Raw genomic sequence first — 13,270 nt, 5'->3', positions numbered from 1 at the left:
ATCTCCGGAGGACACCATGACAACCCGTACCCTGCGCACGATCGCGATCGCCGCACTCGCGCTCTGCACCGCCCTGCCCGCCTGGGCGCAACCGGGCGATGCCACCGCCAAGCCCATCGCCGTGCAGATGTACACGCTGCGCAACGCCGGCTCGCTCGAAGACCAGCTGAAGATCGTCCACGACGCCGGCGTCCGCGCGGTGGAGACGGTCGGCACGCAGAACGTCCCCGCCGCGGAGCTGAAACGGCTGCTGGACAAGTACGGGATCGAACCGATCGCGGCCCACGTGGCGCTGTCCGACCTGCGCGGCGACCTCGACGCGATGGCGGCGTCCCACCGCGCCATCGGCAACAGCATGCTGGTGGTGCCCTGGCTGCAGGAAGAGCAGCGGCCGACCGACGCGGAAGGCTGGCGCGCCCTGGGCAGGGAACTGGGCGCCCTGGCCGGACGCCTGCAGCCGCTGGGCATGCGGCTGGCGTACCACAACCACGAGTTCGAGCTGGTCGAATACGACGGCACGACGGGGCTCGAGCTGCTGTTCGAAGCCGCGGGGCCGGCGCTCGCGGTCGAACTGGACCTGGCCTGGGTGGCGCGCGCCGGCCACGACCCGGCTGAGTTCCTCGGCAGGTTCCCCGGGCGCGTGTACGCGGTCCACGCCAAGGACAACGCGCCGGAGGGCCAGGCGCAGGACGAACAGGGCTTCACCGCCCTGGGCCGGGGCGTGCTCGACTGGAATGCGATCCTTCCCGCCGCGGCCGACGCCGGCGTGCAGTGGTACATCATCGAGCACGACCTTCCGCGCGACGCCGCCGCCGTCGTGCGGACGGGCGCGGCCTTCCTCGCCGAACACCTGCCATCCGATAACCAGCTGAGCAGGCAGGAACAGGCCGACGGCTGGCAACTCCTGTTCGATGGCAAGGACCTGTCGCAGTGGCGCAACTTCAAGCAGGACGGGCTGGGCGACAAGTGGATCATCGAGGATGGCGCCATCAAGCTGACCGGCGCAGACGGCGGCGACATCCTGACCAAAGCCCGTTACCAGGATTTCGACCTCCGGCTGGACTGGAAGATCTCGGAAGTCGGCAACAGCGGCATCTTCATCCTGGCGGATGAAACCGGCGAGCACATCTACTCGCACGCGCCGGAAATCCAGATCCTTGACAACGAGCGCCATCCGGACAACAAGCTCGACACCCACCTGTCCGGCTCCCTGTACGACATGATCGCCTCGCCCAAGGCCTCGCACCGGCTCGCCGGCGAGTGGAACCGGGTGCGCATCCTGCTCGACCAGGGCCAGCTGACCATCTGGCAGAACGGCGTGCAGACCGCATCGGTGGAGATCGGCAGCGCGGAGTGGAAGCGGCTGGTGGCGGCCAGCAAGTTCGCCGACTGGGCGGGGTTCGCCGCCAACAGCAGCGGCCATATCGGCCTGCAGGACCACGGCGACGTGGTGTGGTTCAAGAACCTCAAGATCAAAGAACTGAAGCGATGAACGATTTCGCCCACACCGTGCTGGTCGTCGGCTCCGGCGCCGGCGGCGCCATGGCCGCGTACGAGTTGACCCGCCAGGGCCACAAGGTGCTGCTGCTCGAAGCCGGCCGCCACTACGATCCGACCACGGAAACGCCGATGTTCCGGCCCAATGGCGACGCACCGCTGATGGGCGCGTCCACGCCGGACAAGGACTTCGGCTTCTACGATTCCACGGTGGGCGGCGGCTGGGAGGTGCCGGACGAGCCCTACACCACCGCCGAAGGCACCGAGTTCCTGTGGTGGCGTGCACGCATGCTGGGCGGCCGCACCAACCACTGGGGCCGGTACGCGCTGCGTTTCAGCGAACACGACTTCAAGGCAAAGAGCCGGGACGGCCTCGGCGCCGACTGGCCGTTCGAGTACGACGAGATCGCGCCCTGGTACGACAAGACCGAAGCGCTGGTGGGCGTGTGCGGCACCAATACCGGCCTGGACGACATGCCGCCGTCGTCGGACGGGGTCCTGCAGCCGGCCCCCACGCCACGGATACCGGAACTGCTGATCGCCGCCGCGGCGAAGAAGCACGGCATCGAGGCAGCGCCGATGCACCGGGCCATCCTGACCCGGGCGCTGGACCAGCGCGCGCCCTGCTTCTGGGCCACTCCGTGCGGCTACGGCTGCTCGATCGGCGCCGCGTTCCAGACCACCACCTCGCTGCTGCCGATGGCGCAGGCGACCGGCCACCTGCGGGTCATCACCGATGCCATGGTCAAGACCGTGACCACCGATGCCGGCGGACAAGTCACGGGCGTGACGTATATCGACAAGAAGAGCGGCAGCGAACGGCAGGTGGACGCGAAGGTGGTGGTCCTGGCCGCCAGCGCCTGCGAGACGGCGCGCATCCTGCTCAACTCGAAAACCGAACGCCACCCGGCCGGACTCGCCAATTCCAGCGGCCAGGTCGGCCGGAACCTGATGGACTCCACCGGCGCGGGCCTGTCGGCGCTGGTGCCGGCCCTGATGGACCGGCCGCGTTACAACGAGGACGGCCACACCGCCAACCACCTGTTCATTCCCTGGTGGGGCCACCAGGCGCATGCCGACAAGGAACTGGATTTCCCGCGCGGCTACCACTTCGAACTGGGCGGACGCTTCGCCGAGCCGGGCGCCTACGTGAGCGGCGACCTGCAAGGCTACGGCACCGCGCTGAAACAGCAGGTGCGCGCGCACTACGGCGCCTACGTGCACTTCGCGCTCCGTGGCGAGATGCTGCCGAACGACGACTGCTACATGGACATCGACCCGAGCGTCACGGACAAATGGGGCATCCCGGTGCCGCGTTTCCACTGGAAATGGTCCGAGCACGAACTCAAGCAGGTCGAGCACGGCCTCAAGACCGCGAAGGCCATCCTGGAAACCATGGGCGCGACCGTCGGCGAGTTGCCTGCCGCGGAAGAGGCGATCAAGAAGGGCGGCGAGATCATCCACGAGGTCGGCACCACCCGGATGGGCGACTCGCCCGAGGACTCGGTGACCAACCAGTGGGGCCAGACCTGGGACTGTCCGAACCTGTTCGTGATGGACGGCGGCGTGTTCGCCTCCAACCCGCACAAGAACTGCACCCTGACCATCATGACGCTGGCGATGCGCAACAGCGCCTGGCTGGCCGACCAACTCAAGGCGGGGGCGCTGTGATGCGGAACCCAGACGACCAGGGCATTGCCGCCCGAACCGACAGCGACGCACCTGCGTACGCGAACAAGCTGAGCCGGCGCGATTCGCTCAAGCTGCTGGCCGCGCTGGCGGCAAGCGCCATGCTGCCTGCATTGTCCGCCTGCGGGTCGCCATCGACGGGAGATGCCCCCGACGGCCTCGCGGATGCGGGACATTGGCCCGAGCTGGACCTGCAGCCGGTGACGGCCAGCGGTTACGGCAAGGATCCGGACCTGATCACGCCGCCTGAAGCGCCCTGGCCGCTGACGTTGACGCCGGACCAGCTGTCGCTGCTGGCATTGCTGTCGGACATCATCGTCCCGGCGGAAGGCAAGTCGCCGTCGGCGTCCGCCGTGCAGGTGCCGACGGTGATCGACGAATGGGTGAGTGCGCCCTACCCCGACCAGCAGCAGGACCGGCTGACCGTGCTGTCGGCCCTCGCCTGGCTCGACGACGAAGCCGCCCTGCGCTTCTCGCAGCCGTTCGCGACGCTGGCCACGGCGCAGCAGCTGGCGATCATCGACGACATCGCCTATCGCAACGACCAGACTCCGCGGCAGTTCCAGCGCATGGCCGAGGCCTTCGCCCGGCTGCGCAACCTGGTCCTGGCCGCCTACTTTTGCACGCCGGACGGCATGGAAGACATCGGCTACATGGGCAACGTGGCGATCGCCGGGGACTACCCCGGGCCGACGCCGGAGGCCTACCGTCATCTGGAGACGGTGCTGGCGGACCTCGGGCTGAGCGAGTTCGCGTATCCCGTGGGCTGACCGTCGTGCCCGGCACCCGGGCAGCGCGCGACCGTGCCCGGGTCGCGCATGCTGCCCGGATCGTACCCGGCGCCCGCGCGCCGCTAGAGTTCCCGCACCCAGATGTTGCGGAAGCTGACCTCGGAGTCGTGGTCCTGCAGATAGATCGGGGCGCAGCCGTGCGGGGCGTAGCTGGGCGGACCGCGGTATTCGGTGGTGCCGGCGATGACGGTGTCGTCCTGCACCAGCACGCCGTTGTGCAGCACGGTGATGCGCGCGGGTGCCAGCAGGCCGCCGCCATCGGAGAAGCGCGGGGCCTTCCAGATCACTTCGTAGGACTGCCACTCGCCCGGCGGGCGCGAGGCGTTCACCAGCGGGATGGCCTGCTTGTAGATCGAGGCCGCCTGGCCGTTGGGATAGGTGGGATTGTCGTGGCTGTCGAGCACCTGCAGCTCGTACATCTCCTGCAGGAAGACGCCGCTGTTGCCGCGGTTCTGGCCGTCGACGCCGCGGGTCTGCGCCGGGCTGCGCCACTCGATGTGCAGCTGGATGTCGCAGAAGCGCTGGCGGGTGCGGATGCCCCTACTGCCGGGCACCACGGTGACGGCGCCATCGGCCACCTTCCACGGCGCATCGCCGCCCTGCTCCGACTCCCACGCCGCCAGGCCGCTGCCGTCGAACAGCACCACCGCATCCGATGGCGCCGCGCCCACGGGCGTGGCCACCACCGGCGGTACCGGGGTCCAGGCTTCGGTCTTCGCCGGATCGGCCGAGGGATCGTGGGCAAGCGCAGCGGCACTGGCCAACATGCCACCGGTGAGCAGGAGCGCGCGTGCGGCCACGCGGTCGCGCCGCGAGCGGGGGCAGCGGCCGCGCATCATCGTGTCGCCCATGCCGGCGTGCCGGGTTCGTAGGGCAGGTCGCCGTCGTAGCCCCCGGGCACCGGGTCGTAGCGCAGCACCTCGGTGGCGCCCACCTTCGAGGTGAAGAAGCTGAAGAGCACCAGCTGCTTGATCATCGTGAAGGCGTGCACCCCGCTCCCGCTGCCGGATCCGTCGGCGGCCACCCATGCCCGACGCGCCTGTTCCACCGCCTCTCGGTCCAGGGCGGTGAGCATTTCCAGGCGGGCCGCGGGCGGCAAGGCCATGAAGCTTCCGTCGGCACGACGGTCCAGGTCGGCCAGCCCAGCGCGGAAGGCGGCCTGGTCCTCGGGGGTGTAGCAGTCGGTGACGAAGCGCGCCATGAACGCCCCCACCTCCGCGTCCTTCGCGCCGGGCGTATCGGTGCGCGGGATGATCGATTCGGCGATCTCGTCCAGCAACGCGATGTCTTCGGCGGTAAAGTCCGCGCCCGCCTGCGGAACCGGCGCCTGCCCGAGCACGAAGGCCGGCATGCCGACCATCGCCACGCCGGTGGCGGACGCGATCATCTTCAGCAGTCCGCGACGATCCATCACAGGTTCCCCGCCTTGAGTTCGCGCACCGCATGGTCGGCGGCGCGCGCGGTCAGCGCCATGTAGGTCAGCGACGGATTGACGCAGCTGGCCGAGGTCATGCAGGCGCCGTCGGTCACGTACACGTTGGGCGCATCCCACACCTGGTTGTGCCCGTTGAGCACCGAACTCTTCGGGTCGCGCCCCATGCGCGCGGTGCCCATCTCGTGGATCGCCCGGCCGGGGGCGGGTTCGGCTTCGTAGGTCCGCACGTCGCGAACGCCCGCCGCCTCCAGCATCTCGGCAGCATCGGCAGCCATGTCCTTGCGCATGGCGCGTTCGTTGTCGCGGATCGACACGTCCATCGCCAGCACCGGCAGGCCCCACTTGTCCTTGGTGTCGTGGTCCAGGCGGATGGTGTTGTCGTGGTAGGGCAGCATCTCGCCGAACGCAGTCATGCCGATGCTCCAGTCGCCAGGCACGCTCGCGGCCTGCTTCAGGCCCGCGCCGATGCCCATTTCGGCGACGCTGCGCGACCAGTCCTGGCGGCTCGCGCCGCCCTGGTAGCCGAAGCCCCGCAGATAGTCGCGGCGGTCGCTGCCGACGTTGCGGAAGCGCGGGATGTAGAAGCCGCAGGGACGGCGCCCGGAGTAGTACCTGTCCTCGAAGCCGTCGACGACGCCCTGGGCGCCGGCCTCGAAATGATGGTCCATGACGTTGTGGCCCAGCTCGCCGGACGAAGACCCCAGCCCGCCCTCCCACACGTCGGTGGCCGAGTTCATCAGCACCCAGGTCGAGTTGAAGCTCGATGCGTTGAGGAAGATGACATTGGCCGTGTACCCGTAGGTCTGGCCGTTCTCCGCATCGACGACCTCCACGCCGCGTGCGCGCTTGCGATCCTTGTCGTACAGCACCTGCCGGACGATCGAAAACGGGCGCAGGGTGAGGTTGCCGGTCTGCATCGCCGCCGGCAGGGTGGCCGACTGGGTCGAGAAGTAGGCGCCATAGGGGCAGCCCAGGATGCACTTGTTGCGGTACTGGCAGTTGGCCCGGCCCTGTTCGGGTCGCGGTTCGGTGATGTTGGCGGTGCGGGAGTGGATCATGTGGCGGCTGCCGCCGAAGGCCTTGCGGATGCGCGCGGCCACGTCCTTCTCGACCACGTTCAGCGGCACCGGCGGCAGGAACTTGCCATCGGGCAGCACGTCCAGGCCCTCGACCGTGCCGGCGATGCCGGCGAACGTCTCGACGTGGTCGTACCAGGGCGCGAGGTCCTCGTAGCGGATCGGCCAGTCGATGGCGATGCCCTCGCGCGCGTTGGCCTCGAAGTCGAGCTGCGAGAGGCGGTAGCTCTGCCGGCCCCACATCAGCGAGCGCCCGCCGACGTGGTAGCCGCGGAACCAGTCGAAGCGCTTGGTTTCGGTGTACGGGCAGTCCTTCTCGTCGGCCCACATCCCGTAGGTACTCTCGGACAGCGGGTAGTCACGGCGCAGCACCGGGTGCGCCTGCTTCATCGCCTGCGTGGGCACGTTGCGATGCGGGTAGTCCCAGGCCTCCTTGTGCGCGTTGACGTAGTCCTTGATGTGCTCGATGTTGCGCCCGCGCTCGAGCATCAGCACCTTGAGTCCCTTCTCGGCCAGTTCCTTGGCGGCCCAGCCGCCGCTGATGCCCGAGCCGACGACGATCGCGTCGTAATGATTGTTCGCCATTTGAGACTGCGTTCCTGGTTGAGGCGGTGGTTACACGTCGCAGAGGCGGACCGCCTCGCGCAGCGAGGCGACCGGGTCCGGCGCCGACGGCATGAATTCCTGTGCGATGAATCCGTCGAATCCGGTGTCGCGGATCGCGCGGCAGATCGCCGGGTAGTTCAGCTCCTGATCCTCGCCGATCTCGTGCCGCCCGGGCACGCCGGCGGTGTGGTAGTGCACGAACCAGCGATGGTTGCGGCGGATGGTGGCGATGATGTCGCCTTCCATGATCTGCATGTGGTAGATGTCGTAAAGCAGGCCGAAGTGGTCCGAACCGAGCGTCTCGCACAGTTCGACGCCCCAGGCGGAGCGGTCGCACAGATAGTCGGGGTGGTCGACCCGCGAGTTCAGCAGTTCCATCACCAGCCTGACGCCCCGCTTCTCCGCATGGCCGAGGATGCGCTTGAGGCCGGCGGCCGAATTGGCCAGGCCTTCGGCCGGATCCATGCCGCCGCGGTTGCCGGAAAAGCAGATCAGGTTGCGGTAGCCGGCATCGGCCACCAGGTCGATGTGGCGGGTGTAGCGCGCCACCAGCGCGTCGTGGAAGCGGGTGTCGGCGAACCCCTGCTCCAGCCCGAGTTCGGCGCCGTTGCACATCGAGCTGTGCACGTCGTGCGCCTTCAGGGCGGGCCAGTCGTCCGGGCCGACGAGGTCGATGGCGGAAAAGCCGATCTGCTTCACGGTCCGGCACAGCTCGGCGATCGGCGTCTGCCCGAACGTCCAGCGCGCCACCGAATGTTTCAGGTTGGATTTCAGTGGCTGCGCAAGCGAATCGCCTGCGGGCACGAGTCCCGACGCCGCCAGCCCCATCCCGCCCACCATCGTGGCGCGCAGCGCGTCGCGCCGGGTGAATGTGTGCTTCAAGTCCAGCCTCCCCGGGCTTGCCCATGCGGCGGTTCCGGCAATGCGCCGGACCCGGCCAACCATCCGCCGGCCTGGCGATCCTGTCGGCGAGGCATGGAAGATACGTCGCGCGGCCGCCGGGGCAACCGCCGGCAGACAGGTTCATGAATCTTGGTGGCCGGGGCGCGCGCGCGAGGCGCGCCAGCCGCATGCGGCCTGGTCGACGAAATGCCCATGCTCCACCGGCCTCCCAACCGGTACAGACACGCGAATCCGCTCGGATGCAATCGATTGCACGATAACAACAGCGCGCCGGATTGCAAGTTCCCCGGGGGAACCGTCGCCCGTCAGCCAGCGGATCCGGCCTTGAAGCAACCGGCGTGGATGACCCGCGCCCTCGACCCTTCGAAGGGGTCCGCAGCGCTTCCGGGTCCGGCAGCCCGATCGGCACGCGGCACGGTGCTTGCCGCCGCCCGGCGTGCAACGAGCCGGCTTTAAACCCTGGGCCGCGCACCCGCATCGGACTCGATATGCTGATGGCGACGATGAGTGCATCCCCGGAAGAGAGCGGACTCCGCGACCGACCTGGACCACGCGCTGGCGCGGGCATCGGCCGGCGGCGACACGGCGGCGTTCGAGGCGCTGTACCGGCGGCATGCCGGTCGCGTCCACGGCGTGATCCTGCGGCTGGTGGGCCACCAGCACAGTCGCGCCGAGGACCTGACCCAGGAAGCCTTCGTCCGTGCCTGGCAGGCATTGCCGACATTCCGCTTCGAGAGCGCCTTCGGCACCTGGCTGCACCGGCTGGCGGCCAACACCGCGCTGATGGAACTGCGCAGCCGCCGCGCCGCGCCCGGCATGGACAACGACGAGGACGCGATCGACGGCATCGGCACGGCCGATTCCGCCGGCCATGGCACCGCGCTGTCGATGGACCTGGAGCAGGCCGTCGCCAGCCTGCCGCCGCGGGCCCGCGCGGTGCTGGTGCTGTACGACGTCGAGGGCTGGAAACACGAGGAAATCGCCGACACGCTGGAGATGGCGGTCGGCAGTTCCAAGGCACAACTGCACCGCGCGCGCAGGCTGCTGCGCGCGAAGCTGGGAGACCCCGCATGAACCACGACCCCTCCGGTTCCGACCTGCCCGCCGCACTGCGCCTGCGACTGCGCGGCCTGCGGACGGACGCGCCGCCGGCGCTGGCCACGGCTGCAGTCCTGGCGATGGCGATCGGCCTGGGCTGGCAGTTGCGGCCGGATACGCCGGAGTTCGTGCCGGCACCGGCGGATGCCGTGCCGGACGCCTTGCCGGAAGCCTTGCCCGCGCCGCTCGTGGTCGAAGCCGACGCCATGGCCCGCGAATACGAGGGCGCGTTGCTGGAACTGTCCGCCGCGCGACCGCCCACGGCCGAGCCGGCAGCCCTGCTCCACCTCGACGCCAGCGCCGAGGCGGTGCGCGACGCGCTGGCGCAGGATCCCGACGCCCTGTTCCTGCTGCAGCGCCTGCAGCGCATCTACGCCCAGCGCCTGTCGCTGACTCAACGCCTTGCCCGGGCCTGAGCACGGCCCCGTCGCCCCACGTTCCCGAGGAACCCTCCGATGAAATTCCCGATCCCGACCGCAGCCCTGCTGGCCGGAATGGCCATCGCCCCCGCCTTCGCCGCCACTCCGATCGACGAGACCCGTCCGCTCGATCCACGCGGCAACCTGGAAGTCTCCAACGTCAAGGGCCGGATCGAAGTGCGCGCCTGGGACCGGCCCGAGGTGCACATCACCGGCAGCCTCGGCGATGGCGTCGAACGGCTGCAGATCGAGGGCGACCGCAACAGCCTCGAAGTCCGGGTGCGCTACCCGCGCAACGGCCGCAATGCCGAACCGACCACCCTGCTGCTCAGCGTGCCACGGCAGGTGGACCTGGAGATCGAGGGCGTCGCCGTGGACATCGACGTGGCCGGCGTCGCCGGCGGCGAACTGGACATCAGCAGCGTCAGCGGCGAGGTGGTCGCGGTCGGTGCCCCGCGCGAGGCCGACATCGGCAGCGTCAGCGGCAACCTGCAGCTCAACCTCAACAGCCACAAGCTGGACCTGGAGAGCGTGAGCGGCAACGTCTCGCTGCGCGGGCGCATCGACGGCGAGATCTCCGCCGAAACGGTCTCGGGCGACATCCGCATCGAGACCCGCGGCGAGGCCGCCCGCCGGCTCAGCACCAGCAGCGTCTCCGGAAACGCCAGCTACACCGGCGGCCTGGCCGAAGGCGGCCGCATCAGCGCGGAGTCGGTGAGCGGCGACATCCGCCTGGCGCTGCCGGAATCGCTCTCCGCTCGCGTCCACGCGGAAAGCTTCAGCGGCGACCTGCGCGCGCCCGGTGCGCGGATCGACAAGCCGAAGTACGGTCCCGGCTCGAGTTTCGAGCACACCTACGGCAGCGGTTCGGGCGAGATCCACGTAGAGACGTTCTCGGGCAGCGCCGAACTGGTCCTCGAGTAGCGCTCCGCAGGCGGACGCTGCGACCGGGCGAGAATCCGGGGCATGCGATCGCACCCGCGTCCGCGGGCATGATGATGGCTCCACCCGCTTCCGCGCCGCCATGCCCGAACTCGTCGTCAGACCTGCCACCGCCGCGCGCTGGCTCGACCTGCAGGCCGTCCTGGGCAGCCGTGGCGCGGCCGCGAAGTGCCAGTGCCAGCGCGCCATCCTGCCGCTGCGCGAATACTGGTACATGCCCAGGGAAATGCGCGAGGCGTTCCTGCGCAAGGAGGTTGGGCGTCGACGGGCGCCGGCCCCCGGGCTGATCGGTTATTCGGGCGAGGAAGCCGTGGGATGGTGCCGACTGGGGCCCCGCAACAGCTTCGCCCCGCTGCGCAATTCGCCGGTTCCCTGGTCGGGCCGCGACGAGGACAGGGACGACGCCGGCGTCTGGGCGGTGGTGTGTTTCGCGGTGCGCGCGGGCCATCGCCGGCAGGGCGTGAGCGGCGACCTGGCGGCCGCGGCGGTCGATTATGCGCGGGCGCGCGGTGCGCGTGCACTCGAGGGTTACCCGATGGCCACCGGTGACGGCGACATCGCGTGGGGCGAACTGCACGTCGGCGGTCGCGGCGCATTCCAGCGCGCGGGATTCCGCGAGGTCTCGCATCCGACGCCACGCCGCTACGTGATGCGGATCGACTTCTGACAGGTCTGGCGGTCATCGCCGCAACGCCGGAGCCGCGATTTTGATGTTTGAAGCATCATGATTGCCATATCAGAATTGCATGGCGAGGGCGGAACCGGCATCATCGAGGTCTTCCTCCCGGACCCGCCATGATCACAGCGCCACAGATGCGCGCCGCCCGCGCCCTGCTCGGCATCGACCAGCGCAGGCTGGCCGAACTGGCCGGCGTGTCGCTGCCGACGATCCAGCGCATGGAAGCCAGCGACGGCACCGTGCGCGGCGTGGTGGGCACGCTGATGAAGGTGGTCGAGGCGCTGGACGCCGCCGGCATCGAGCTGATCGGCAACGAGCAGCCCAGCCGGGGTCGCGGCCGTGGCGTACGCCTGAAGGAACCACCGGAAGGGTGAGCCGATGGCGCGTTTCGACCACCGCGAGTTCCTGCGCCTGTTCGAACCGAAGCTGGTCAGCGTGCTTCGCGAGGGCTATGGCCTGCAGGCGCTCAGGGCCGACGCGATCGCCGGCCTCACCGTGGCGATCGTGGCGCTGCCGCTGGCGATGGCGCTGGCGATCGCGTCCGGCAGCACGCCCGAGACAGGACTGCACACGGCGATCGTCGCCGGGTTCCTGATCTCCGCGCTCGGCGGTTCGCGGGTGCAGATCGGCGGGCCGACGGCGGCGTTCATCCCGGTCGTGTTCGTCGTGATCCAGCAGCACGGCACCGGCGGGCTGATCCTGTGCACGCTGCTGGCCGGCCTGATCCTGGTCGCGGCCGGACTGCTGCGCCTGGGCACGCTGATGCGGTACATGCCGCAGCCGGTGATCACCGGCTTCACCGCCGGGATCGCGGTGAGCATCTTCTCCAGCCAGGTCAAGGATGCGCTGGGCCTGGAGATGGACCAGGTGCCCGCGGAATTCCTCGAACGCTGGAGCGCCTACGGCGAGCGCGCGGCCACGCTGCAGCCGGCGGCGCTGGCGATGACCGTGCTCGGCCTGGCGGTGATCGTCGGCCTGCGCCGCTGGCGGCCGAAATGGCCTGGCTTCCTGATCGCACTGGCGGCGTGCACCCTCGCCACCACGCTGCTGGCGCTGCCGGCCGACACCATCGGCACGCGCTTCGGCGAACTGCCGGCCACGCTGCCGCGTTTCGAGTTTCCGCGCATCCCGTTCGAGCGAACCCTCGAACTGCTGCCGAGCGCGCTCACCATCGCCTTCCTCGCCGGCGTCGAATCGCTGCTCTCGGCAGTGGTCGCCGACGGCATGACCGGCGGTCGCCACCGCTCCAACGGCGAACTGGTCGCGCAGGGGGTGGCCAACGTGGGTTCCGCGCTGTTCGGCGGGCTGCCGGCGACCGGCGCGCTGGCGCGCACCGCCACCAACGTCCGCGCCGGCGGGCGCACGCCGGTCGCCGGCATGCTGCACGCGGTCTTCCTGCTGGCGTTCATGCTGCTGCTGGCGCCGCTGATGCGTTACGTACCGCTGGCGGCGCTCGCGGCGGTGCTGCTGGTGGTGGCGTGGAACATGAGCGAGGTGGAGAACTTCCGCACCACCCTGTCGGCGCCCTGGGGCGACCGGCTGGTGCTGCTGCTGACCTTCTTCCTGACCGTGCTGCTGGACCTGACCATCGCCATCCAGGCCGGCGTGGTCCTCGCCGCCTTCGTCTTCATGTTCCGCATGGCCGAGTCGGTCGAAGTGAGCGCGGGCGCAGGCACCGCCGTGGGCGAAGGCGGCGACCGGGAGCGCGACGCCGACGACGACCTCGGGCAACGCGCGCAGTTGCCCGACGGCGTGGAGGCCTACCGGATCGGCGGCCCCCTGTTCTTCGGTGCCGCCAACCGCCTCGACAACCTGCTCGACCAGTTCTTCGAGCCGCCGAAGGTACTCATCCTGCGCATGCGCCTGGTGCCGGTGATCGACGCCAGCGGGGTGCACGCGCTCAGGGCGCTGGCCGGGCGCTGCCACCGCAAGGGCATCGCGCTGATCATCTCCGGCCTGCAGGACCAGCCGAACCGCGTGGTGGCGAAGATGCGCCTGGAGCAGGCGCCGGGCGAACTGCATTTCGCTTCGGACTTCTCACGCGCGGTGAAGCTGGCGGCATCGATCGTGGGGCGGCACGCGAAGCCGCCCGCATCCGGCGACTGATCGGCGGTCGCCGTTCCACCCGTCCGCCG

The 13,270-nt window shown here is 69.7% G+C and carries 13 protein-coding genes and 1 pseudogene; 10 read left to right on the top strand and 4 right to left on the bottom strand.

Translation table 11 applies throughout. From position 1 onward, the window contains the following. Window positions 1-16: 16 nt before the first annotated feature. The 4 genes and pseudogenes from FZO89_RS18900 to FZO89_RS15410 form a co-directional block, all read left to right on the top strand. Window positions 17-862: pseudogene (locus FZO89_RS18900) on the top strand (sugar phosphate isomerase/epimerase family protein); the annotation flags it as partial. Beyond that, window positions 851-1,492, top strand: a complete 642-nt coding sequence (locus FZO89_RS18895; protein WP_425480485.1) for a 3-keto-disaccharide hydrolase — start codon at window positions 851-853, stop codon at window positions 1,490-1,492. The pseudogene FZO89_RS18900 and the gene FZO89_RS18895, both read left to right, overlap by 12 nt. Further along, complete coding sequence (locus tag FZO89_RS15415; protein WP_149104324.1) at window positions 1,489-3,168, top strand: GMC family oxidoreductase; 1,680 nt, start codon at window positions 1,489-1,491, stop codon at window positions 3,166-3,168. Before FZO89_RS18895 ends, FZO89_RS15415 begins: the two co-directional genes overlap by 4 nt. Next, a complete protein-coding gene (locus FZO89_RS15410; protein WP_149104323.1) occupies window positions 3,168-3,956 on the top strand; it encodes a gluconate 2-dehydrogenase subunit 3 family protein in 789 nt (262 codons plus the stop codon). Before FZO89_RS15415 ends, FZO89_RS15410 begins: the two co-directional genes overlap by 1 nt. Before the next feature lie 83 nt (window positions 3,957-4,039). On the opposite strand, the gene FZO89_RS15405 is transcribed toward FZO89_RS15410, so the two are convergent. Genes FZO89_RS15405 through FZO89_RS15390 form a run of 4 tightly spaced genes read right to left on the bottom strand, consistent with a single transcriptional unit; the run spans window position 4,040 to window position 7,922 of the window. Further along, window positions 4,040-4,828: a 3-keto-disaccharide hydrolase gene (locus FZO89_RS15405; protein WP_425480476.1), complete on the bottom strand. Its 789-nt coding sequence runs from the start codon at window positions 4,826-4,828 to the stop codon at window positions 4,040-4,042. Continuing rightward, window positions 4,813-5,388 (bottom strand): gluconate 2-dehydrogenase subunit 3 family protein, encoded by a 576-nt coding sequence (locus FZO89_RS15400; RefSeq protein WP_149104322.1) that lies wholly within the window; start codon window positions 5,386-5,388, stop codon window positions 4,813-4,815. Before FZO89_RS15400 ends, FZO89_RS15405 begins: the two co-directional genes overlap by 16 nt. Continuing rightward, window positions 5,388-7,073, bottom strand: a complete 1,686-nt coding sequence (locus tag FZO89_RS15395) for a GMC oxidoreductase (RefSeq protein WP_149104321.1) — start codon at window positions 7,071-7,073, stop codon at window positions 5,388-5,390. Before FZO89_RS15395 ends, FZO89_RS15400 begins: the two co-directional genes overlap by 1 nt. A 30-nt stretch (window positions 7,074-7,103) precedes the next feature. Beyond that, a complete protein-coding gene (locus FZO89_RS15390) occupies window positions 7,104-7,922 on the bottom strand; it encodes a hydroxypyruvate isomerase family protein (protein ID WP_149104643.1) in 819 nt (272 codons plus the stop codon). Between the two features lie 582 nt (window positions 7,923-8,504). On the opposite strand from FZO89_RS15390, the gene FZO89_RS15385 reads away from it, so the two are divergent. From FZO89_RS15385 to FZO89_RS15360, 6 genes are all read left to right on the top strand, one after another. Then, on the top strand, window positions 8,505-9,071 hold the full coding sequence (locus tag FZO89_RS15385) for an RNA polymerase sigma factor (protein WP_149104320.1): 567 nt from the start codon (window positions 8,505-8,507) through the stop codon (window positions 9,069-9,071). Further along, entirely contained in the window at window positions 9,068-9,511 is a 444-nt protein-coding gene (locus tag FZO89_RS15380; protein ID WP_149104319.1) for a hypothetical protein, read from the top strand. Before FZO89_RS15385 ends, FZO89_RS15380 begins: the two co-directional genes overlap by 4 nt. 39 nt (window positions 9,512-9,550) lie before the next feature. Beyond that, window positions 9,551-10,438, top strand: a complete 888-nt coding sequence (locus FZO89_RS15375; protein ID WP_149104318.1) for a DUF4097 family beta strand repeat-containing protein — start codon at window positions 9,551-9,553, stop codon at window positions 10,436-10,438. Window positions 10,439-10,538: 100 nt separating this feature from the next. Then, a complete protein-coding gene (locus FZO89_RS15370; RefSeq protein ID WP_149104317.1) occupies window positions 10,539-11,123 on the top strand; it encodes a GNAT family N-acetyltransferase in 585 nt (194 codons plus the stop codon). A 128-nt stretch (window positions 11,124-11,251) separates the two neighbouring features. Beyond that, window positions 11,252-11,509, top strand: coding sequence for a helix-turn-helix domain-containing protein (locus FZO89_RS15365; RefSeq protein ID WP_149104316.1), 258 nt, complete (start codon window positions 11,252-11,254; stop codon window positions 11,507-11,509). A 4-nt stretch (window positions 11,510-11,513) separates the two neighbouring features. Next, complete coding sequence (locus tag FZO89_RS15360) at window positions 11,514-13,241, top strand: SulP family inorganic anion transporter (RefSeq protein WP_149104315.1); 1,728 nt, start codon at window positions 11,514-11,516, stop codon at window positions 13,239-13,241. The last annotated feature ends 29 nt before the right edge of the window (window positions 13,242-13,270 follow it).

The sequence above is a fragment of the Luteimonas viscosa genome, assembly GCF_008244685.1.
Taxonomy (GTDB): Bacteria; Pseudomonadota; Gammaproteobacteria; order Xanthomonadales; family Xanthomonadaceae; genus Luteimonas; species Luteimonas viscosa.
This window is presented reverse-complemented; position numbering and strand designations above follow the sequence as displayed.